Annotated in this window: 18 protein-coding genes; 15 read left to right on the forward strand and 3 right to left on the reverse strand. The window is 71.9% G+C overall.

What is annotated here, in order from left to right:
• The first annotated feature begins 520 nt into the window (after window positions 1-520).
• Window positions 521-1990 (forward strand): polysaccharide deacetylase family protein, encoded by a 1470-nt coding sequence (locus QRN89_RS19130; protein WP_290350633.1) that lies wholly within the window; start codon window positions 521-523, stop codon window positions 1988-1990.
• Here the strand turns inward: QRN89_RS19130 and QRN89_RS19135 are convergent.
• The gene (locus QRN89_RS19135; RefSeq protein ID WP_290350634.1) at window positions 1968-2963 is read right to left on the reverse strand and encodes an ATP-binding protein; all 996 of its coding nucleotides are present in this window, start codon (window positions 2961-2963) and stop codon (window positions 1968-1970) included. The two genes, QRN89_RS19130 and QRN89_RS19135, sit on opposite strands and share 23 nt — an antisense overlap.
• A 103-nt stretch (window positions 2964-3066) precedes the next feature.
• Between QRN89_RS19135 and QRN89_RS19140 the strand changes: the two genes are divergently transcribed.
• Window positions 3067-3891 (forward strand): Fic family protein, encoded by an 825-nt coding sequence (locus QRN89_RS19140; RefSeq protein ID WP_290350635.1) that lies wholly within the window; start codon window positions 3067-3069, stop codon window positions 3889-3891.
• A 357-nt stretch (window positions 3892-4248) separates the two neighbouring features.
• Here the strand turns inward: QRN89_RS19140 and QRN89_RS19145 are convergent, their stop codons facing one another.
• Entirely contained in the window at window positions 4249-5094 is an 846-nt protein-coding gene (locus QRN89_RS19145) for an HAD family hydrolase (RefSeq protein WP_290350636.1), read from the reverse strand.
• Between the two features lie 557 nt (window positions 5095-5651).
• Between QRN89_RS19145 and ssd the strand changes: the two genes are divergently transcribed.
• The 7 genes from ssd to QRN89_RS19180 all read left to right on the forward strand — a co-directional run bounded on the left by ssd (window position 5652) and on the right by QRN89_RS19180 (window position 10990).
• Window positions 5652-6788, forward strand: a complete 1137-nt coding sequence (gene ssd, locus QRN89_RS19150) for a septum site-determining protein Ssd (protein ID WP_290353773.1) — start codon at window positions 5652-5654, stop codon at window positions 6786-6788.
• Entirely contained in the window at window positions 6785-7933 is a 1149-nt protein-coding gene (locus QRN89_RS19155) for a TadA family conjugal transfer-associated ATPase (RefSeq protein WP_290350637.1), read from the forward strand. Before ssd ends, QRN89_RS19155 begins: the two co-directional genes overlap by 4 nt.
• Window positions 7930-8778 carry a type II secretion system F family protein gene (locus QRN89_RS19160; protein WP_290350638.1) on the forward strand — a complete coding sequence of 283 codons (849 nt, stop codon included), beginning with the start codon at window positions 7930-7932 and terminating at the stop codon, window positions 8776-8778. The genes QRN89_RS19155 and QRN89_RS19160 overlap by 4 nt, the downstream gene beginning before the upstream one ends.
• The gene (locus tag QRN89_RS19165) at window positions 8775-9566 is read left to right on the forward strand and encodes a type II secretion system F family protein (RefSeq protein WP_290350639.1); all 792 of its coding nucleotides are present in this window, start codon (window positions 8775-8777) and stop codon (window positions 9564-9566) included. The genes QRN89_RS19160 and QRN89_RS19165 overlap by 4 nt, the downstream gene beginning before the upstream one ends.
• A gap of 143 nt (window positions 9567-9709) precedes the next feature.
• Complete coding sequence (locus QRN89_RS35830) at window positions 9710-10027, forward strand: DUF4244 domain-containing protein (RefSeq protein WP_390701195.1); 318 nt, start codon at window positions 9710-9712, stop codon at window positions 10025-10027.
• Window positions 10014-10460, forward strand: coding sequence for a TadE family type IV pilus minor pilin (locus QRN89_RS19175; protein WP_290350640.1), 447 nt, complete (start codon window positions 10014-10016; stop codon window positions 10458-10460). The genes QRN89_RS35830 and QRN89_RS19175 overlap by 14 nt, the downstream gene beginning before the upstream one ends.
• A 53-nt stretch (window positions 10461-10513) precedes the next feature.
• Window positions 10514-10990, forward strand: a complete 477-nt coding sequence (locus QRN89_RS19180) for an Rv3654c family TadE-like protein (RefSeq protein WP_356948694.1) — start codon at window positions 10514-10516, stop codon at window positions 10988-10990.
• 199 nt (window positions 10991-11189) lie between these two features.
• Here the strand turns inward: QRN89_RS19180 and QRN89_RS19185 are convergent, their stop codons facing one another.
• Window positions 11190-13841, reverse strand: coding sequence for a DEAD/DEAH box helicase (locus tag QRN89_RS19185; protein WP_290350642.1), 2652 nt, complete (start codon window positions 13839-13841; stop codon window positions 11190-11192).
• Window positions 13842-13919: 78 nt separating this feature from the next.
• Here QRN89_RS19185 and QRN89_RS19190 point away from each other — a divergent pair, with 78 nt between their 5' ends.
• From QRN89_RS19190 to QRN89_RS19215, 6 genes are all read left to right on the forward strand, one after another.
• Window positions 13920-14273, forward strand: a complete 354-nt coding sequence (locus tag QRN89_RS19190) for an STAS domain-containing protein (protein ID WP_003967428.1) — start codon at window positions 13920-13922, stop codon at window positions 14271-14273.
• Between the two features lie 135 nt (window positions 14274-14408).
• The gene (locus tag QRN89_RS19195) at window positions 14409-14858 is read left to right on the forward strand and encodes an ATP-binding protein (RefSeq protein ID WP_290350643.1); all 450 of its coding nucleotides are present in this window, start codon (window positions 14409-14411) and stop codon (window positions 14856-14858) included.
• Between the two features lie 272 nt (window positions 14859-15130).
• On the forward strand, window positions 15131-17527 hold the full coding sequence (locus tag QRN89_RS19200; protein ID WP_290350644.1) for a sodium-translocating pyrophosphatase: 2397 nt from the start codon (window positions 15131-15133) through the stop codon (window positions 17525-17527).
• A 237-nt stretch (window positions 17528-17764) separates the two neighbouring features.
• Window positions 17765-18439, forward strand: coding sequence for a small secreted protein (locus QRN89_RS19205; protein ID WP_390701194.1), 675 nt, complete (start codon window positions 17765-17767; stop codon window positions 18437-18439).
• 447 nt (window positions 18440-18886) lie between these two features.
• A complete protein-coding gene (locus QRN89_RS19210; protein ID WP_290350646.1) occupies window positions 18887-20404 on the forward strand; it encodes a DUF7059 domain-containing protein in 1518 nt (505 codons plus the stop codon).
• 713 nt (window positions 20405-21117) lie between these two features.
• Entirely contained in the window at window positions 21118-21315 is a 198-nt protein-coding gene (locus tag QRN89_RS19215; RefSeq protein ID WP_290350647.1) for a hypothetical protein, read from the forward strand.
• The last annotated feature ends 168 nt before the right edge of the window (window positions 21316-21483 follow it).

Here is a 21483-nt window from a genome sequence, read left to right on the forward strand (position 1 = left end):
TGGTTTAGACCTATTGTGGGCTGGAGCGGCTGGTGGGACGCCAGGTCGCTCGTCCCGGGCAAGCGGCCCCTTCTCCCCGGGCGGTGGGGGAAGGGGCCACCCGTACTCACGTATGCCACACCGGGGTGGTTCACCCCGGTGTGGCCCGGGCGAGGTCGCCTCCCGGGGCTCCTCCTCCGCGGACGACCGCCGTCCGACGGGCGATGCCGTCCGACGCCACCGCAGCGGGAGCGACCGCTTCGTCACGGCTGGCGGAATGCTCGCGGCGGAATGCTCGAATGCCCGGAGCCGGACTCGGTCACAGTTCCAACTCTCGGTAAATGAACCGTCATGAAGAGTAAAGACCGGAATCTGATATTCAGGGTCGAATGGGGCGTTCGTTCACTCCATCCGGTGATTAGTCATTCCGGCTCGGCCTGTCTCCGCTGATTCGTGCGGTCCGGTGAGAGTTTGTTCTGGTTCACAGTCATATCGGCGTACTGGTCGCACATCACCGCACACGACGGAAGAGGGTGGACGGATGCTGCCCGCCGCACGGAAGGCTGTCCTCGGTGCCGTGGCCACCGCGCTCGTCATGGGCCTCGCCGCGTGCTCCGGTGGCGACGGGTCGGGGCTCTCGGGCGCCCTGGGGAACCAGTTGGGCCAGATCGGGGACGGCTCGACCTCGTACACCGGGGCCCAGCCGGGCCTGGCGCGCCCAGAACGGCTGAAACCGGGTCAGAAGCCGCCGCAGTTCGTGGTGTTCTCCTGGGACGGGGCCGGCGAGGACAGCACGAAGCTCTTCTCCCACTTCAGGGAAGTGGGCAAGAAGCACGGCATCACGATGACGTACTTCCTGAGTGGCGTGTACCTGTTGCCCGAGTCGAAGGCCGAGTTGTACGACCCGCCCCGGCACGAACGGGGCCGCTCCGACATCGGCTTCAACGACACCAAGGGCATCAAGGCCACCGTCCGCGAGCTGCGCGCTGCCTGGTTGGACGGGAACGAGATCGGCACCCACTTCAACGGCCACTTCTGCGGGCCGGTGGGCGGTGGTGCCACCTGGACGCCGGAGGAGTGGAAGAGCGAACTCGCCCAGGCCAGGTCGTTCGTGAAGAAGTGGCGGACCAACGCGGGCCTGCCGCGCGAGCAGTCGCTGCCGTTCGACTACGACCGGGAGCTCATCGGCGCCCGCACGCCCTGCCTCGAAGGACGTGACAACTTCCTGCGGGTCGCGGCGAAGCAGGGCTTCCGCTACGACAGCAGCGGCATCAGCGAGCAGATCTGGCCGGACAGGAAGCACGGCCTGTGGGACCTTTCCCTGCAGATGGTCCCCGTGCCCGGCCGCGCCTTCGAGACGCTGTCCATGGACTACAACTTCATGATCAACCAGTCGGGTACAGCCAAGGGCGCCCCCAGCATGCACACGCTCTGGGGGAACCAGATGCGCGACGGGCTGATCAAGGGCTTCGATCGCGCCTACAAGGGCAACCGTGCGCCGCTCATCATCGGCAACCACTTCGAGTCGTGGAACGGCGGCACGTACATGCGCGCCGTCGAGCAGACCATCGGGTACGTCTGCGTGCAGCGTGACGTGCGGTGCGTGTCGTTCCGGCAGCTCGTCGACTGGCTGGACGCCCAGGACCCCGAGGTGCTGAGGCAACTGCGCACCCTGCCGGTCGGCCGGGCGCCGAGCGGCGGCTGGAAGAACTTCCCGACCGCCACCTCGGGTTCCGACAAGCCGGGCGGCAGCGCGGCGGCCGGAGCCGGCACCGGGGCCGGGTCGGTCACGGCCCGGCCGCCGGCCGGACCCGGTGCGACCGGGGCCGGTGGAGCCGCGGAGGCGAAGCCCGCCCCCGGGGCGAGGGCCGCCGAGGCCGCCTCCGCCGGGGACGGGGCCCCCGCCGTGGGCCGGACGGGTCTGGTCTGGCCGGCCGCGGGCGCCGGGTCCGCCCCGGACCGGCTGGCGCACGACGGCCCCGCGGCGATCAGGCCGGTTGCGGCGCGCTGAACTGCGCGGCGTGCTCGCCGAGCACGAAGTCGGGGTCGACCTGCGCGGCCAGGTCGGCCCCCGTCTTCGCATTGCCCCAGCTCTCGGCGTTCTTCAGATGGAACTGCACCATCTGCCGGGTGTACCGCACCCAGTCGCGCCGCCCGTACGACGCGTCGGCCGCCCGCAGGAGCGTGCGCAGCGCGTCCCGGTTGGGCTCCTCGAGTTGCGCGAACCGGGGCGGACGGCCCTTCTCCATCGATCGCACCCAGTCCGAGTGCCCGACGGTCACGAGAAGGTCGTCACCCACCTCGTCGCGCAGGAAGTCGAGATCGTCAGGGCCCTGGACCTTGTTGCCGACGACCCTGAGCGCGACGCCGAAGTCCCGCGCGTACTCCTTGTACTGCCGGTAGACCGAGACGCCCTTGCGGGTCGGCTCGGCCACGAGGAACGTCATGTCGAAACGGGTGAACATGCCGGAGGCGAAGGAGTCGGAGCCCGCCGTCATGTCGACGACGACGTATTCGTCGGGGCCGTCGACGAGATGGTTGAGGCACAGCTCCACCGCCCCGACCTTGGAGTGGTAGCAGGCGACGCCGAGGTCGGACTCGGTGAAGGGGCCGGTCGCCATCAGCCGGATCTGCCCGTCGTCGAGCCGCACCGTCCGGGCACAGGCCCCGTAGACCGGGTTGTCCTCGCGGACGCGGAGCAGCCGCGAACCTTCACCCGGCGGCGTCGTCTTGATCATCGTCTCCGCGGACGTGATCCGCGGGTTGGTGCCGCGCAGGTACTCCTTGATGAGCGGCAGGTGTGCACCCATCGCGGGCAGCTCCGCGGCCTCCTGCTCGTCGAGCCCGAGGGCGGCGCCCAGGTGCTGGTTGATGTCGGCGTCCACTGCGACGACGTGGGCCTGCTGGGCGGCGAGGTGGCGGATGAAGAGCGAGGACAGCGTCGTCTTGCCGCTACCGCCCTTCCCTACGAAAGCGATCTTCATGTTCACCTACGGTAGCGGGACGATCGCTCGCCGTGGTCGAAGTGCGTGAAGAAGACCACTCCAACGTGGGGTGCGGGGCGCGGTGCGCGTAGCCTCCCTACTTATGAGTACGAACGCCTCTGACCCCTTGGCCGCGCTGGGTGACCTTCCCGGGGTCGCGGACGCCGTGGACTCCGTGCGCAAGGCCGTCGACCGGGTCTACGGGCACCGCGTCATGCGGCGCCGCAGCAACGAGGTCACCTCCGAGGCCGCGCTCCGTGGCGCCCGGGCGTCCGCGGCGCTCTCCGGCGCGGACTGGGCCTTGGAGGAGGTGCGCCGGCGCACCGACTTCGGCGGGGAGGCGGAAGCCCGTACCGTCGGGGCCGCGCTCCGGCTGACGGCGGAGGCGGGTCAGTTGCTGTCCATCTGGCGGCAGTCCCCGCTGCGCGTGCTGGCCCGGCTGCACCTGGTCGCGGAGGGCGGTGCCGCTCCCGACGAGACGGTCGGCCGGCCGCGGCTCGCTGGGGAGAAGGTCGACGAGCCGCTCATCGAGGCGCCGCTGCCGGGCGCGGACGAGGTCGCCGGGCGGCTCGACGGGCTCTCGGGGCTGGTCATCGCGGGAAGTTCGGCCCCTGCGCTGGTGATGGCCGCCGTCGTGCACGGCGAACTGCTGGCCCTGCGCCCGTTCTCCTCGGCCAACGGGCTGGTCGCCCGGACGGCGGAGCGCATCGTCCTGGTCGGCAGCGGACTGGACCCCAAGTCGATCTGCCCCGCCGAGGTCGGTCACGCCGAGCTCGGCCGGACGGCGTACCTCGAGGCGTTCGACGGGTATCTGTCCGGGACTCCGGAGGGCGTGAGCGCCTGGATCGCGCACTGCGGCCGCGCGGTCGAACTCGGTGTACGGGAGTCCACGGCCGTGTGCGAGGCACTTCAGCGCGGGGCTGCGTGACGTCGTCCGGACGAGCCAGGGAGCCCGGCGGTCAAGGGCGTTGAGCGCGGGAAAAGACCGGACACAAGGGGTTGCGGCGGTACCGGGTGGTACCGCCGCTGGCATGTCGGCCAAGTTACCAAGCGTCCTCGATATGTTGCCCATCAGGTCGGGAACTTTGCCCGTCACCTGGTGCGGCTGGCCCGTAATCGACGGGTCGACGTCGCGTGGGTGCTCAGCGTCCATGCTCGGTCCGTGGGGCCTTTGTTGCGTAGAAGGTGATCCTCTCGGATGTCCCAGGTCTCGCGGGCCGTTAACTCCTTTGTACTCCAGCCGTACGACAAGCGGAACCCCTGACCGCACTTTTTACTTTCAATCTCAAATGCGGGCAAAGGCGGCGGCGCTTCGGCGCCGGTTGGCATACCAGACGAGCCCGGCGGTGGCCGCCGCCGCTCCCACCGCCGCGGCGGCGAGGAGCGCGGGGCGCGGGGGCATCGTGAACCCCGGGATGCGCTGCTTCAGTCGGACCGGCCGATTGAAGACGAGAACCGGCCAGCCCCTTGAGGACGCCTCACGGCGCAGCGTCCGGTCGGGATTGACCGCGTACGGATGACCCACGGCCTCCAGCATCGGGACGTCGGTGATGGAGTCGCTGTAGGCGTAGCACCGTTCGAGGTCGTACCCCTCGGACGCGGCGAGTTCCTTCACCGCCTCGGCCTTGGTGGGACCGTACGCGTAGTACTCCACCTCGCCGGTGAAGCAGCCGTCGTCGCCGACCACCATCCGCGTCGCCACCACGCGGTCGGCGCCCAGGAGCTCGCCGATCGGCTCGACCACCTCGGCGCCCGAACTCGAGACGATGACGACGTCGCGGCCGGCGGTGTGGTGCTCCTCGATCAGAGAGGCCGCCTCGTCGTAGATGATCGGGTCGATCAGATCGTGCAGGGTCTCGGCGACGATCTCCTTCACCTGCTGCACGTTCCAGCCCCTGCAGAGCGCGGACAGGTACGTGCGCATCCGCTCCATCTGGTCGTGGTCGGCGCCGCCTGCGAGGAAGACGAACTGGGTGTACGCCGTCCTGAGCACGGCGCGGCGGTTGATCAGTCCACCGTGGTAGAAGGACTTGCTGAAGGTCAGCGCCGATGACTTCGCAATGACCGTCTTGTCCAGGTCAAAGAAGGCGGCTGTGCGCGGCAAGGAGTGGTTTTCCACGACGCAGAGCATATGCGCCCTCCATTCGGCGTAAGGTGGGGCGCGTGGGTTTGCCTGAGAAGGCTCTCGGGTACACCATGGAAGTCACGGATCGTTCGCGACCGTGCTAACCCGGTCCGACTCCTCCCCCCCCGAGTCGGCCGTGGGGACGACCCCCGCTCTCCCCCCCGGCGGGGGTCGTCGCATGTCCGGATGCATTTTCGTCTTCCGGCGCTGGTCGCCCTCCTCTCTCGACGCCCGGAACGGGCGGCTCCGCCGCTCGCTGTCGTTCGTCACCCTGTGTGATTGTCGCGCTGCGCTGGGGAAGTCCTGCCGGAAGTCACCGGTATGGGCTACCGGGATATTCACAAGCGGTGAGTTGTCCACAGTTTTTGAGCAAGATCCACACGATTTTCCGGTGCCCTGCACGGTGATTCCGTCCGCGAAGTTCACGGGCCGAAGGAATCACTGATCCCGCACCGATCCCGCCTGTGGTGGGAGCGGTGCGGGGACACGCGGGGACGGTCGTCCGGCCCCCGCGAGAGCCGCCGCGGCAGTGCGGCGAGAGGGGGAACGTCGTGTTGGGACACATCGTGTCCGGAGCGTCCGGGAGGACCGCCGCGCCGGGGTCGCCCGGTGGGACCGGAGGGGAGGCGGCCCCGGCGGAGCGCCGGGCGGGGCCCCTGATCATCACGGAGGATCCGCCCCTTCTGGACGACCTGCTGAGGCTGTGCGCCGCCGCCGGCGCCGAGCCGCAGGTCCACCACACGGTGCCGGAGGACAGAGGCGGCTGGGAAGCGGCACCCCTGGTCCTGGTCGGTGACGACGCGGCCGCCCGGTGCGTCGGCGCCACCCGCAGACGCGGTGTGCTCCTCGTCGGACGCGACCAGGACGATCCACAGGTGTGGCGTCGGGCGGTGGAGATCGGCGCCGACTGCGTGATCAGGCTCCCCGATGCCGAGGGATGGCTCGTCGACAGGATCGCCGATGTCGCCGAGGGCGTGGGCTGGCCCGCTCTGACCGTCGGTGTGATCGGCGGGCGGGGCGGAGCCGGGGCCTCCACGCTGGCCTGCGCCCTCGCGGTGACGGCGGCGCGTGAGGGCAGGCGCACGATGCTCGTCGACGGCGACCCGCTCGGCGGCGGTCTCGATGTCCTCCTCGGCGGAGAGCAGCAGCAGGGGCGGCGCTGGCCGGACTTCGCGGCGTCCAGGGGCCGGGTCGCGGGCGGTGCGCTGGAGGAGTCACTGCCTTCGGTGCACGGGCTGCGGGTGCTCAGCTGGGACCGGGGCGACTCGGTGACGATTCCCTCGGAGGCCATGCGGTCGGTCCTGGCCGCCGCACGCAGACGCGGTGGCGTCGTCGTCGTGGACCTGCCCCGCCGGGTCGACGAGGGGACGGCGGAGGCACTGGCCCAGCTGGATGTCGGGCTCCTCGTGGTGCCGGGCGACCTGCGTGCCGTGGCCGCCGCACGGCAGGTCGCCTCGACCGTCAGGATGGTGCTGGGCGATCTGCGGGTCGTCGTCCGAGGGCCCTGGACCTCGGGGCTGGACGAGCGGTGGGTGGCGGAGGCGCTGGAACTGCCCCTGGCCGGTGAACTCCCTCTGGAGACGGGGCTGTCCGCCGATCTCGACGCGGGAGTCCCGCCGGGAGCGGGGGAGCGCGAACCGCTGGCCAGGTTCTGCTCCGCGTTCTGGGCGCGGGCGCTCACCGGTGGAGGTGCGGCGTGACGTCGGTGCTCCTCGAAGCGGTACGGCAACGGCTCGCCGAGAGCGGGGCCGAGCCGACCCCCGCCAGGGTTGCGGCGGCGCTGCGGGCGCAGGGGCGGCTTCTGGGGGACACGGAGGTGCTCGGCGCCGCCGAGGAACTGCGAGGCGAACTGGTCGGCACCGGACCGCTGGAGCCGCTCCTCGCCGACCCCGCCGTGACCGATGTGCTCGTCTCGGCACCCGACCGGGTGTGGGTCGACCGAGGCGGCGGACTCCGTCTCACCGACGTGAGCTTCCCCGACGCGGCAGCGGTGCGCCGGCTTGCCCAGCGACTCGCGGCCGTGGCGGGGCGGCGACTGGACGACGCCCGACCCTGGGTGGACGCCCGGTTGCCCGACGGCACACGGATGCACGCGGTGCTGCCTCCGGTGGCGGTGGGGTCGACCTGTCTGTCGCTGAGGGTCGTCCGGCCGAGGGCCTTCTCCCTGCACGAGCTGATGGCGGCAGGGACGGTACCGCCGGGCGGCGACCGGCTGTTCAGGGCGCTGATCGAGGCGCGGGTCTCGTATTTGATCAGCGGCGGCACGGGCTCCGGCAAGACGACCCTGCTGTCCACTCTGCTGGGACTGGTGGGAGAGCACGAGCGCATCGTGCTCGCGGAGGACTCGGCGGAACTCCGTCCCGACCATCCGCACGTGGTGCGCCTGGAGTCCCGCCCGGCAAACCAGGAGGGCGCGGGTCTGGTCACCCTTCGCGACCTGGTGCGCCAGGCACTCCGTATGCGGCCCGACCGGCTGGTCGTCGGGGAGGTGCGCGGTGCCGAAGTGACCGATCTGCTGGCGGCGTTGAACACGGGGCATGACGGAGGTTGCGGAACGGTCCATGCCAACACGGCCGCGGACGTGCCGGCCAGGCTGGAGGCCCTCGGGACGGCCGCCGGCCTCGACCGGGCGGCTCTGCACAGCCAGTTGTCCGCGGCCCTGTCGGTGGTGGTGCATCTCGTGCGGGGTCGGGGCGGCGGGCGCCGGGTCGCCGAGATCCATGTGCTGGAGCGGGACGCGGCGGGACTCGTGGTGACCGTGCCGGCACTGCGCTGGAGTGCCGAGCACTTCGCCCGCGAGCGCGGCTGGGAACGGCTGCGGTACCTGATCGGGGGCACGCGATGACGACGGCTGCGATGTACGCGGCGGTGTGCGCGGGAGCCGTCGCATGCCTGACGGCGGGCCGCGACGAGGGCCTGCGACGGGCGCGCCTGGTGCTGGCGTCCGGCGGCGCGGGGCACCCGGCTCCACGATGGTCCTGGGAGCGCCTGCGGCGATCGGTGGACCGTCTGCGGCGGGAATGGCTGTGCCTGCCGGTGGGCGCGGTGGCGGCCGTGCTCGGGGAGTCGGTGCTGCCGCTTCTCGCGGGCGCGGTGGCGGTTCCCCTGGTCGGGCGGCGACTGAGGGCGTCCGAGCGGGGAAGGGCGAGGGACCGCAGAGCCGGCGCCGTGATCGCTCTGTGCGGTGGGATCGCGGGGGAGCTGAGGGCCGGCAGCCAGCCGGGACAGGCGCTGCTGACCGCGGGCCGGGCCACCGGTGCGCTGGGCGCCGCGGAGGCGGCGGTGCTGGCGGCTGCCCGGTTCGGCGGGGACGTGCCTGCGGAGCTGCGGCGGGCGTCGCACGAGCCGGGTGCGGGCGGACTGGCCGGGCTGGCGGCCTGCTGGCTCGTCGCCGTCGACAGCGGTGCCGGCCTGGCGGCGGGGACCGACCGCCTCGAAGAGGCCCTGAGGGCGGAGCGGGACCAACGCGACTCGCTGCGGGCGCAGTTGGCGGGGGCGTGGTCGACGGTCGTGGTGCTGGCCCTCCTTCCGGCGATCGGACTGGCCCTCGGCTGGGCACTCGGGGCGGATCCCCTGCGGGTCCTGCTGCACAGTCCCGCAGGACTGGGCTGTCTTCTGGTGGGCGGACTGCTGGAGGCCGTCGGGCTCTCCTGGGCAACGCGGATCGTGCGGAGCGGTGAGCGGCCGTGAGCGACGAGTTCGTCCGGAGCCTGGGCATCGCCGTTCTGCTGAGCACGGCCGCGGCCTGGGTGGTCAGAGGGCGGCTGCGGCATCGGCGGGCGTGCCGGCGGCTCCGCGCCCTCCTGGGGCCGAGCTCCGTGCGGCCCGGTACGCCGCATCGCCGGCGCCTTGTGCGCGTGCCGGAGCGGTGGCGGCCTTGGGCGTCCCCGCTCGTGACGGTGGTCGTCGGCTGGATCCTGGCCGGCGGAATCACCGGATGCCTGCTGGGACTTGCTGTGGCGTACGGCCTCCGGCGGTGGCAGCGGGGCCGTGCACGGGACAGGGCGACGGGCGCTGTCGGGCGCAGGGTGTCCGAACAACTGCCGCTCGCCGCCGAACTGCTGGCGGCGTGTGTCTCGGCGGGAGCCGGACCGCGTGAGGCGGCGTCCGCGGTCGGGCAGTCGCTCGGCGGACCGGTCGGAGAGCGACTGGCGCGGACGGCGGCCGAGCTTCGACTGGGAAGCGAACCGGCCCGGGCGTGGGGGAGGTTCGGGGAGATACCGGGTGCGGCGGGTCTCGCCCGCTGCCTGGAGCAGGCGGTCGCGTCGGGGGCGCCGGCCGCGGAGCCGGTCGCCCGACTGGCTGCGGGGCTTCGGGCGGAGAGGGCCCGCGTCGCGACTTCCCGGGCGCAGCGCGCCCAGGTGCTGATCACCGCACCGGTGGGGCTCTGCTTCCTGCCCGCCTTTCTCGCGATCGGGGTGGCCCCCGTGGTGATCGGCCTCGCCACCGGGCTGCTGCACGGCAACGGAGGCAACTGACCGGTGGGATCCGGTCAGCATCGCCGGAGCGCCGACGGCATCGGTGCCCCGCGCGCCCACCTCAACGGCGCCGACGGCATGGCGTCGGACGGCATCAACGGCCTTCAGAGCGAACAGAAGCGAACAGAAACGAGGGGATCGACATGAGCGTGACCGGTACGGGGACCACGAGGACCACGAGGACGACGAGGACCACGGGAACGGCATCCGCCGACACGACGTCCGTGGACCCCGCATCCTCCGGGGGTGTGGCCCGGACGAGGGGAGTCTTCGCCAGGACGCGTGACCGGCTGTCCGGTCGGCTCCCCGGGGGCGACGCCGGAATGACGACATCGGAGTACGCGATGGGCACGATCGCGGCATGTGCCTTCGCCGCTGTGCTCTATCAGGTGATCACCAGCGACACGGTCTCCACGGCCCTCGAATCGATCATCGGGAAGGCGCTCAGTGCGCAGTTCTGACACCCCTGGCACCCCTGACACCCCTCGCACCCCGGCGCCCGGGCCCGGGCGCCCGGGCTGCGGAACCGACCGGGGATCCGTCACGGCGGAGGCCGCGGTGACGGTGCCCGCGCTGGTGGTCTTCACGATGGCGCTCGTCTGGGCACTGATGGCGGCGTCGGCGCAGATCCAGTGTGTGGACGCCGCCCGGGCGGGGGCTCGGGCCGCGGCCCGCTCGGAGCCGGAGGCCGCCGTGGTCTCCGCCGCCCGTTCGGCCGCACCGTCCGGCGCGAAGATCTCCCTGGGCAGGGAGGGGGACCTCTGGCGGGTGCGGGTCGAGGCGGCGAGCCCCGGTCCCGTCACACCGGCTCTCACTCTGACGGCCGAAGCCGTCGCTCTCGCGGAGGACGCGGTGGTGAGCGGTGAGCAGACGGAGCAGGGCGGTGGGCCATGAGGGGCCGTGACAGGGGGTCGGCGACCGTCTGGGCAGCCATGGCGGCATGCGCGATGTCCGCGGTCTTCGCCGTGGTGCTCGCGATGGGGCAGGTGGTCGTCGCCCGTCACCGGGCGGGTGCCGCGGCCGACCTCGCGGCGCTCGCCGCAGCCGGGCGGGCGCTGGAGGGTGCCGGACGGGCATGTGCCCAGGCGGCACGGGTGGCCCGGGCGCAAGGGGCGGTGGTCGTGCGGTGCGCGGTGGCCGGCGAGATCGCCGACGTGACCGCCGCCGCGGTTCTCGGCCCGTACAGGCCGGAGGTCAGATCCCGCGCCGGTCCGCCGGCCCCGCCCGGCCTGCGGGATGCGTCGAGCCCACGGGATACGTCGAGCCTGCGGGATACGTCGAGCCCACCGGGCCCGTACCTTCCGCCGGCCCTGCCCGGTCCGCCCGATGCGGCCGATGCGGCCGGTCGTCGGGACCCTCCCGGCCCGCGGCATCCGGACGTTCCAACCGGCCGGTCCTCGGAGGCGAGGCGGCCAGGCCCGTAGGGGAACCAGGTCGGGGCAGCAGACTTGGTCGGCAGGAGTGACGGCGATCGTCGGTCCTCCGGGATCCCCGGGCCCTGGTCCTCCGGGATACCCGCGCCGCTGATGCTCCTGCGTCCTCCCGGCTCCCCGGGCCCTCCTGGTGCTCCTGCGTCCTCCGAGCTCCCCGGAGATCCCGGTCGGCAGTAGCGACCGCGATCCGTCACCCCTCCGGGATCCCCGGGTTCTCCTGGCTCTCCTGGCCCTCTTGGTCCTCCTGGTCCTCGGGTGTCGCCCGGTCTTCCCGGACCGGGTCCCGCGGGGCTGCCGGATCGCCCTGACGGCCCCGTGGCTCCGTAGTCGTTCCCACGTCCCCGTCACGGGGACCCGGGGCCTGAAGCAGGCCTGGGGAGCCGGCCTCAGGAGCGTCCGGGGCACCCCTCAGGAGGACGGTGAGCAGGCGGACGGCGGCGCGCTTGTGGAGCGGGTCGTTGCCGTTGCCGCACTTGGGGGACTGGACGCAGGACGGACAGCCCGCCTCGCACTCGCACGAGGCGATGGCCTCCCGGGTCGCTTCGAGCCATTCACGGGCCGTGTGGAAGGCCCGCTCGGCGAAGCCCGCTCCGCCGGGGTGGCCGTCGTACACGAAGACCGTCGGCAGCAGCGTGTCCGGGTGCAACGGCACGGACACACCGCCGATGTCCCAGCGGTCGCAGGTGGCGAAGAGGGGGAGCAGCCCGATGGAGGCGTGCTCGGCGGCGTGCAGGGCACCGCCCAGCTGCTCCGGGTTCACCCGGGCGGCGTCCAGCTGGTCCTCGGTCACGGTCCACCAGACGGCGCGGGTGCGCAGGGTGCGCGGCGGCAGGTCGAGCTTGGTCTCGCCGAGCACCTCACCGGTGATCAGCTTCCGGCGCAGAAAGGAGACGACCTGGTTGGTGACCTCGACGGAGCCGTAGCAGAGACGGCCGGCGCCCCAGGGGATCTCGGTGTCGGTCTCGAGGACGGAGATGGAGGTGGTGTCCCGGGCGGTGGTGGAGTACGGCGGGTTCGCCTCCTCGACGAGGGCGACGGAGTCCTCCAGGTCCAGCCGTTTCACCAGGTACGTACGGCCCTGGTGAAGGTGCACGGCGCCGTCGTGCACGGCGGCGTGGGAGGCCGGCTCGTCGACCGTGCCGAGCAGCCGGCCGGTGGCGGCCTCGACGATCTGCACGGGTCTGCCGCCCTCGCCGCGGATGTCGGTGAGGTCGGCGGCCCGCTCCCGGCGGGTCCAGTACCAGCCTGCGGTGCGCCTGCGCAGCAGCCCGGCGCTCTCCAGCTGGGGCAGCAGCCCGGGGACGGCCGGACCGAACAGCTCCAGGTCCTGCTCCGTCAGGGGGAGCTCCGCCGCGGCGGCGCAGAGGTGCGGAGCGAGGACGTAGGGGTTGTCCGGGTCGAGGACCGTGGACTCCACGGGCTGCCGGAACAGCGCCTCGGGATGGTGGACGAGGAAGGTGTCCAGCGGATCGTCCCGGGCGACCAGCACGGCGAGGGCGCCCTGCCCGGAGCGGCCGGCCCGGCCCGCCTGCTGCCAGAGCGACGCACGGGTGCCGGGGTAGCCGGCGATGAGGACCGCGTCCAGGCCGGACACGTCGACGCCCAGTTCCAGGGCGGTGGTGGCGGCCAGCCCGAGCAGCTCGCCCGAGTGCAGGGCACGCTCCAGCGCGCGCCGCTCCTCCGGCAGATAGCCGCCCCGGTACGCGGCGACACGCCGTGCGAGCGTCCGGTCGACCTCGGCCAGACGTTCCTGGCTGATGACCGAGATCAGCTCCGCGCCCCGCCGAGAGCGCACGAAGGCGACCGTACGGACGCCCTGGACGACCAGATCCGTCAGAAGGTCCGCGGTCTCCGCCGTGGCGGTGCGGCGCACCGGGGCGCCCTTCTCGCCGTGCAACTCGGTGAGCGGCGGCTCCCAGAGGGCGAAGACGAGCTCACCGCGGGGTGAGGCGTCGTCCGAGACCTCGGTGACGGGCAGACCGGTCAGCCGGCCGGCCGCGACGGCGGGATCGGCGGCCGTCGCCGAGGCCAGGAGGAACACCGGGTGCGCGCCGTAGCGGGCGCACACCCGGCGCAGCCGGCGGAGGACCTGGGCGACGTGGGAGCCGAACACGCCGCGGTAGGTGTGGCACTCGTCGATCACGACGTAGCGCAGGGAGCGCAGGAAGGACGACCAGCGGGGGTGGGACGGGAGTACGCCCCGGTGCAGCATGTCCGGGTTGGTGAGGACGTAGTTCGCGTACTGGCGGACCCACTCGCGTTCCTCGACGGGGGTGTCGCCGTCGTACACGGCCGGTCGCACACGGTTGCCCAGCGGTGACGCGAGCTCCTTCACGGCGCGGCACTGGTCGGCGGCCAGGGCCTTGGTCGGGGCCAGGTACAGGGTGGTGGCGCCGCGTCCGTTGGGCGCTTCCGAGCCGTCCAGCAGGGTGCTGAGGACCGGCGCGAGGTAGGCGAGGGACTTGCCGGACGCCGTGCCGGTGGCGATCACGACCGACTCGCCGTCCAGGGCGTGCTCGGCAGCGGTCGCCTGGTGGGCCCAGGGGTGTGCGATCCCGGCCTGCTGGATGGCGTTGATCACTTCCGGACGGATGCGGTGCGGCCAGACTGCATGGCGGCCCGGCCTGGGGGGCAAGTGCTCCGTATGAGTGATGCGCGCAGCCCGGCCCGCCCCCGCGGCGAGCCGGTCGAGGACCGTACCGGGGGAGGGGCGGGTTTCCCCGCTCTCGGAGGGGCGTCTGGGTCGGTGATTCATGGCCATCGGCACCGAGTGTGTCACCGGCGTGACGGACAATGGTCCCAAGGCGTCGTGCATGGCTGCTGGTAAGTGATTGAATGCCATCGCGGCTGGCGATCCGTCCCCTGGCTCCGCCGGGGAGACCGAGGGGCGACCGCTCGATAGCAAGGTGCTGGAGGATCCGTGGACCTGTCCCTGTCGACTCGCAATGTGTCCGGCCCTGGCGGCGACCGCACGGTCGTCGAGGTCGGTGGCGAGATTGATGTGTATACCGCGCCCAAGCTGCGCGAGCAGTTGGTCGAGTTGGTGAACGACGGCAGCTACCACCTGGTTGTCGACATGGAGGGTGTGGACTTCCTCGACTCGACCGGCCTCGGCGTGCTCGTGGGCGGTCTGAAGCGCGTACGTGCGCATGAAGGCTCGCTGCGCCTGGTCTGCAACCAGGAGCGCATTCTCAAGATCTTCCGGATCACTGGTCTGACCAAGGTGTTCCCCATTCACACCACGGTCGACGAGGCCGTCGCGGCGACCGACTGAGTCGCCCGGGGGTTCCCCGGGGACTCCGGCCCGTTCGGAGGCTCCGGGGAGTCCGGAGGAAGGCCAGGGTGCCGGGCGCCAGCCCGGTGCCCCTGAGAAGCACGCTCGCACGCTCGTACGTCCGAGGGGGACCGCATGGCCACCGTTGAACTCCGCTTCAGTGCTCAGCCCGAGCATGTCAGGACGGCCCGCCTGGTGGCGGCCGCCGTGGCGCGGCGGGCAGGGGTGGACGAGGCGGTGCTGGACGAGGTCAGGCTCGCCGTCGGCGAGGCGTGCAGCCGTGCCGTCGGGCTGCACCGCAGCCATGGCGTCACCGCTCCCGTGCGCGTCCTGCTCACCGAGGAGGAGAAGTCCTTCTCGATCGAGGTCGGCGACGAGGTGCCCTTGTCCGGCGCTCCTGCGGGAGCCGAGGCCGGGAAGCACGGCTCCGGTCCCGGTGACGACCACGAGGACGCGGACGGCCGCGACCAGATGGGGCTCGCCGTGATCAGTGGTCTCGTCGACGACGTGGAGGTGACGACGGGTGAGCACGGAGGCGTCATCCGGATGAGTTGGCCGACGAATCCGGCCACGCTCGTGTCATGACCCGATGACCGCCCCTGGCGCGCCGCGCTGACGGCGGCACCTGCGCCCGCTGTTTTGAGAGGCCCTGCTGAGCAGGGCCTTTTTCATTTCCCTAGATCATTGATCAAGCGTCAATGCTTTTGCCCCATTACCGCTTTCGAGGGTAATCCTGAGCCGCGATCATTTGGTGAGGAGCGAACGAAGGTCAATTCCATTTGTCGCGCACTGTTTTGATCAGGTTCCGCTCCCTACAATCCGTCCACATCTTGAGCTCTGAACGTCAAGGAGGACGAATGGCGGGGCTCTTCAACCCAACCCTGACCGAACCTACTTCCCTCGCGGCCGCGGTACTCACCGATGACAACAGAATGATCGTAATTGTCATCGCGGTCGTCGCGATCGCGGCGCTGGTCGTCGCCCAGTTGCTGGTACGTCAAGTGCTGGCGGCCGGCGAAGGCACCGAGTCCATGAAGAAGATCGCGGCAGCCGTCCAGGAAGGCGCAAACGCCTATCTGGCCCGGCAGTTGCGCACTCTCGGCATCTTTGCCGTGATCGTCTTCTTCCTGCTGATGCTGCTGCCGGCCGACGACTGGTCGCAGAGACTGGGACGTTCGGCCTTCTTCCTGGTGGGCGCGCTGTTCTCGGCCGCCACCGGATACATCGGCATGCGTCTCGCGGTGCGTGCGAATGTGCGCGTGGCCGCGGCGGCGCGTGAGGCGACCCCGGCCGAAGGGGAGCCTGCAAAGGATCTGACGGCCGTCGCACACAAGGCCATGAAGATCGCTTTCCGCACCGGCGGTGTGGTGGGCATGATCACGGTGGGCCTCGGCCTGCTCGGTGCCTCCTGCGTGGTCCTCGTCTACGCCGCGGACGCCCCCAAGGTCCTCGAGGGCTTCGGCCTCGGAGCCGCGCTGATCGCCATGTTCATGCGTGTCGGCGGAGGCATCTTCACCAAGGCCGCGGACGTCGGAGCGGACCTCGTCGGCAAGGTCGAGCAGGGCATCCCCGAGGACGACCCGCGCAACGCGGCGACCATCGCGGACAACGTCGGGGACAACGTCGGCGACTGCGCCGGTATGGCCGCCGACCTCTTCGAGTCGTACGCCGTGACGCTCGTTGCCGCCCTCATCCTGGGCAAGGCCGCCTTCGGCGATCTGGGGCTGGCCTTCCCGCTGATCGTTCCGGCGATCGGCGTGGTCACCGCGATGATCGGTATCTTCGCGGTCGCCCCGCGGCGCGCCGACCGCAGCGGGATGTCCGCCATCAACCGGGGCTTCTTCATCTCCGCGGTGATCTCGCTGGTCCTGGTGGCCGCGGCGGTGTACGCCTACCTGCCGTCGTCGTACGCCGAGCTGAGCGGTGTCACGGAGCCCGCGATCAGGGGCCACGAGGGAGACCCGCGCATCCTCGCGCTGGTCGCCGTCGCGATCGGCATCGTGCTGGCCGCCCTGATCCAGCAGCTGACCGGGTACTTCACCGAGACCACCCGCCGGCCGGTCCGCGACATCGGCAAGTCGTCGCTCACCGGTCCGGCCACCGTCGTGCTCGCCGGTATCTCCATCGGCCTGGAATCCGCCGTCTACACCGCGCTGTTGATCGGTCTCGGTGTCTACGGGGCGTTCCTGCTCGGGGGTACGTCGATCATGCTCGCGCTGTTCGCCGTGGCCCTCGCCGGCACCGGACTGCTCACCACCGTCGGTGTCATCGTCGCCATGGACACCTTCGGGCCGGTCTCCGACAACGCCCAGGGCATCGCGGAGATGTCCGGTGACGTCGAGGGCGCGGGCGCGCAGGTCCTCACCGACCTGGACGCCGTCGGCAACACCACCAAGGCGATCACCAAGGGCATCGCCATCGCGACGGCCGTCCTCGCGGCGGCCGCGCTCTTCGGTTCGTACCGGGACGCGATCGCCACCGCGGTCGCGGAGGTGAGCGCCAAGGCCGGGGAGATGGGCCTGAGCCTGGACATCTCGCAGCCCAACAACCTGGTGGGCCTGATCCTCGGCGCCGCCGTCGTCTTCCTCTTCTCCGGGCTGGCGATCAACGCCGTGTCCCGGTCCGCCGGTTCCGTGGTCTTCGAGGTGCGCCGTCAGTTCCGCGAGCACCCCGGGATCATGGACTACAGCGAGAAGCCGGAGTACGGACGCGTCGTCGACATCTGCACCAAGGACGCCCTGCGCGAACTGGCCACTCCGGGTCTGCTCGCCGTCATGGCGCCCATCGCGGTCGGCTTCACGCTCGGCGTCGGCGCCCTCGGCTCGTACCTCGCGGGCGCGATCGGCACGGGCACCCTCATGGCCGTCTTCCTCGCCAACTCCGGTGGTGCGTGGGACAACGCCAAGAAGCTCGTCGAGGACGGGCATCACGGCGGAAAGGGGAGTGAGGCGCACGCGGCGACGGTGATCGGTGACACGGTCGGCGACCCGTTCAAGGACACCGCTGGACCGGCGATCAACCCGCTGCTGAAGGTGATGAACCTCGTGGCGCTGCTCATCGCGCCCGCGGTCGTCCAGTTCAGTTACGGCGACGACGCCAACGCGGGCGTGCGGGCCGTGATCGCGACCGTGGCGATCCTGGTCATCGTCGGCGCGGTGTACATCTCAAAGAGGCGTTCGGTCGCGGTGGGTGACGAAGGCAACGCCGCGGAGCGGTCGTCGAAGTCACCGGACCCGGCGGTCGTTTCGCAGTAAACCTCTCATCTGGACGAAACGCCTGCTCACAGCACGGGCGGACGCTGCGGTCGACCGCAGCGTCCGCCCGTTCGTCCGCCCGGCGGAAGGCCGGGAACGGAGGCGGCGGTGAGTCTTGTCTCTCCTAGGGCAAACAATCCCGTAAGCGAGCAAGCCGGACATCAGGCCCGGGATTGTTGTGCGGAGGCCGTGTATGTTCCGGGGCCGAGAGCCTTGGAAGGGACCTATCCGGTGAAGGTGAACAAGAAGCTCGCGGCCGCCGTGTCCGGCGGTGCGGTACTGGTGCTCGCGCTGACGGGCTGCAGTGACGACGGCGACAGCGGCAAGGTGGACGCCTGGGCGAAGAGCGTCTGCGACCAGGCGCGGCCGCAGATCCAGAAGCGGACCGACGCCCAGCAGGCGATCATCTCGACCTCGGTGGACGGCAAGCCCGCCGACATACAGGCGGCCGACTCCAAGGCCTTCAAGGACATCGCCGACGCCAACAGGGCGCTGGCCTCCGCGGTGCAGGCCGCGGGTTCCCCGCCCGGTGAGGGCCAGGAGCAGCTTCGGCAGGACGCGATCAAGGAGCTCAACGCCACCGCGACCGCGTACCTCGACCTCAAGAAGAAGGTCGACGCCCTCGACCCGAAGAACCAGCAGAAGTTCGCGGACGGCCTGCAGGACGTCGCGGAAGGCCTGAAGAAGATCCAGAAGATGGACCAGGTCGCCCTCGGCAAGCTGCAGTCCGGCGAGCTGGGCAAGGCGATGGGCAAGCAGAAGGGCTGCCAGCGGGTCAAGCCGTCGGTGAACGCACCCGCCGGTACGGGCGACGGTGCCTCCGAGCCCGGCAGCAAGCCGTCCAACGCGGCCGGCCCGTCGAAGTCGGCCGGCTCGGCCGAGCCCGAGGCGTCCAAGGGGTCGTCCGAGTAGGCGAGCCGATCGCCGCGCCGGGCGGGCGAGCCGCCCGGCCGCACTTCCGGCGCGACGGGATCCCGCCGGACCGTGCCCCGCGCTCTCGTGGGCCGGCCGGCCGATCGTGTCCGGCTCCGGCGCGACGCGGTTCCCGCCGGACGGGGACGCCGCGGTCCGGCGTGGCCGCTCCCTCCGCTTCCCCCTCGGACCGGATTCCGTGAGCCGGACTCTCTCGGACCGGGCCGCGCCCTCGGACCGGACCGGGTAAGCCGCACGCCCTCGGACCGGGCCGCGTGAGCCGCACGCCCTCGGACCGGGCCGCGTGAGCCGCACGCCCTCGGACCGGGCCGCGTGAGCCGCACGCCCTCGGACCCGCTCCGCGGCCGGTGCGTATTCACGGTCGCCGCGGTGCGCGCGGCAGCGGCGGCGAAGGCCGAGTGCCGTGCCGCGGGTGAGAATGGGCGGGTGAGTACGACCAGCCTTGCCGCAGGCCTTCCCGTTCCCGATCAGTCCGCCCGGCTCCGCGACGCCCTGCTCGCCGCCGACTTCACCGCCGACGGGCTGCTCGAGCTGCTCGGTGCGCCCGCCTACAGCGCCCTTGCTCGCAGCGAGACCGTCCCGGCCCTGCGCGCCACGCGCGGCGACTCCCCGCTGGAGACGCTCGTACGGCTCTTCCTGCTGCAACGGCCGGTGGAGCCCGAACGCGCCCGGGCGGCGCTGCCCCTGGACGTGGCGCTCGCCGACGGCTGGGTGGCCGAGTCCTCCGACGGCATCCGGGCGACGGTGGACATCCGTCCGTACGGGGGGCCCGAGGGGCAGGACTGGTACATCGTCTCCGACCTCGGCTGTGCGGTGGGCGGGGCGGGCGGCGCGAGCGGCCGGGGCGAGGGCGTCGTCCTCGGCGTCGGCGGCGCGTCGACCACCCTCGCCGGCATCACGGTCCGCACCCCCGTGTCCTCCGCCCTCGACATCGGCACCGGCTCCGGCATCCAGGCCCTGCACGCCGGCCGGCACGCCACGCGGGTCACGGCCACCGACCTCAATCCGAGGGCCCTGGCGTTCACCCGGCTCACCCTGGCGCTGTCCGGCGCGCCCGAGGCGGATCTGCGCGAGGGCTCACTCTTCGCGCCGGTCGGGTCGGAGACGTACGACCTGATCGTGTCGAACCCGCCGTTCGTCATCTCCCCGGGTGCACGACTCACGTACCGGGACGGCGGAATGGGCGGGGACGATCTGTGCCGTTCACTCGTTCAGCAGGCCGGGGACCGTCTGAACGCAGGGGGGTTCGCGCAGTTCCTCGCCAACTGGCAGCACGTGGAGGGGGAGGACTGGCAGGAGCGGGTGCGTTCCTGGGTGCCCGGCGGCTGCGACGCCTGGATCGTGCAGCGCGAGGTGCAGGACGTGACGCAGTACGCCGAGTTGTGGCTCCGGGACAGCGGTGACCACCGCACCGCTCCCGAGGAGTACGCGGCGCGGTACGACGCGTGGCTCGACGCGTTCGAGGCGAGCGGGACCCGGGCGGTCGGCTTCGGCTGGATCACGCTCCGGAAGACGGACTCGGACCGGCCGTCGATCGTCGTCGAGGAGTGGCCGCACCCCGTCGAGCAGCCGCTCGGCGAAGCCGTGCGCGCGCACTTCACGCGGCAGGACTATCTGCGCACGCACGACGACGCGGCCTTGCTCGCCGACCACTTCGTGCTCGCGGACGACGTGGTGCAGGAGCAGGTCGGGCTACCGGGCGCGGAGGACCCCGAGCACGTCGTGCTGCGCCAGAACCGGGGGATGCGGCGTGCCACGAAGGTGGACACGGTCGGCGCGGGCTTCGCCGGCGTCTGCGACGGCACGCTGAGCGCGGGCCGGATCCTCGACGCCATCGCCCAGTTGGTCGGCGAGGACCCGGTACTGCTGCGCGACCGCACGCCCGAGGCGATCAGGGTGCTGGTGCAGGAGGGCTTCCTGGAGCCCGCCACCCCGCGCGGCTGAGGACCATGCGCCGGGGGACGTCCCGTACGGTTCGCGCCCGGCGCATTCCGCGGCGCCGAGGCGCCCGAACGGTGCGCCGCTCGCCCCGCGGCCGCTCGCCGCGGTGCGCCGGGCCGACCGCCGCTCGGCCCGTTGCGGCCTCCGTCCTGCCTGCGGATCGGCGGCTGCCCGGTCCGTGCCGTCGAGGCGCCCGTCGGGGCGTGCCGGCCCTGATGCGCCACCCGCTGAGGCGGCCGCCCCGCCGGGGAACTGGTTCCTCCCGCAGCGCGACGCGTGTCGCCGCACGGCCCGTCGTGCGCCTGCCCGCTCGGTACGTGCGGCGGCCGACGCACGCCGAACGGTTCCCTGCCCCCGGGCCGGCCGCCGGACCGCTTCCCGCCTCCCTTCACCCAGGCCGGGAACGGCTCCTTCCGCCCCCGGGAGTGACGCCCATCAGCCATCGCTCCCGTACGGAATCGGCCATTGTGCGTACGTCCGGGCGGGGTGCCGGACGTGTCCCCCGTGGAGCCGGTGGGTGCCTCGCGCGGGCGCAGGGCGGGCTCCGCGGGTGGCCGGCGCGTCCCGCGGAAGCCATTGCTCCGGAAATCGTCCGCGGCGGCGCCGCCCGGGTGAACCCGTGTCGCGTTCACCTCGAGTTCGCGTGGGTGACGCCCGGAGGTGCCAGCCTCGGCCACGGGTCGTCCCGGGGACAGGGCGGGAAAGGGGAGACGGACATGGAGAGCGGTCCGGCGATCTTCGCGGGAACGGCATTCGCGCTGTTCGGAGCCGCACTGTTGATATGGACGGGAGCGCGGGTACGGCACCGGGCCCCGGTCGCGCACGGCGTGAATCCCGCCACGGCCGCGGCGCTCGCCACGATCTTCGGTGCCGCCTTCCTGGCCGCCGGCGTCTGGTGCTTCGGCCGCGTCTGAACGCCTCGCGGCCCTCGTCCGTCCGCCGCCTCCTGCCGTCCGCCATGGGAGTCCGGGCGGCAGGAATGCCCGGAGTCGGGTTACCGTTCGAGTGGCCGTTGCGAGCTTTTGCCGTTTGACACGGGGGCGGGTTGTACCGTCACACTCCGCAGCGACAGCACAGTGCAC

It is taken from the genome of Streptomyces sp. HUAS CB01, from assembly GCF_030406905.1.
Classification (GTDB): Bacteria; Actinomycetota; Actinomycetes; order Streptomycetales; family Streptomycetaceae; genus Streptomyces; species Streptomyces chengbuensis.

Excerpts from the sequence above, each read along its gene's own strand:
- QRN89_RS19195 (WP_290350643.1), top strand. The coding sequence starts at position 14,409 with ATGGCCACCGTTGAACTCCGCTTCAGTGCTCAGCCCGAGCATGTCAGG.
- QRN89_RS35830 (WP_390701195.1), top strand. The coding sequence starts at position 9,710 with ATGAGCGTGACCGGTACGGGGACCACGAGGACCACGAGGACGACGAGG.
- QRN89_RS19185 (WP_290350642.1), bottom strand. The coding sequence starts at position 13,841 with ATGGCATTCAATCACTTACCAGCAGCCATGCACGACGCCTTGGGACCA.
- QRN89_RS19180 (WP_356948694.1), top strand. The coding sequence starts at position 10,514 with ATGTCCGCGGTCTTCGCCGTGGTGCTCGCGATGGGGCAGGTGGTCGTC.
- QRN89_RS19215 (WP_290350647.1), top strand. The coding sequence starts at position 21,118 with ATGGAGAGCGGTCCGGCGATCTTCGCGGGAACGGCATTCGCGCTGTTC.
- QRN89_RS19130 (WP_290350633.1), top strand. The coding sequence starts at position 521 with ATGCTGCCCGCCGCACGGAAGGCTGTCCTCGGTGCCGTGGCCACCGCG.
- QRN89_RS19135 (WP_290350634.1), bottom strand. The coding sequence starts at position 2,963 with ATGAAGATCGCTTTCGTAGGGAAGGGCGGTAGCGGCAAGACGACGCTG.
- QRN89_RS19145 (WP_290350636.1), bottom strand. The coding sequence starts at position 5,094 with ATGCTCTGCGTCGTGGAAAACCACTCCTTGCCGCGCACAGCCGCCTTC.
- QRN89_RS19160 (WP_290350638.1), top strand. The coding sequence starts at position 7,930 with ATGACGACGGCTGCGATGTACGCGGCGGTGTGCGCGGGAGCCGTCGCA.
- QRN89_RS19140 (WP_290350635.1), top strand. The coding sequence starts at position 3,067 with ATGAGTACGAACGCCTCTGACCCCTTGGCCGCGCTGGGTGACCTTCCC.
- QRN89_RS19200 (WP_290350644.1), top strand. The coding sequence starts at position 15,131 with ATGGCGGGGCTCTTCAACCCAACCCTGACCGAACCTACTTCCCTCGCG.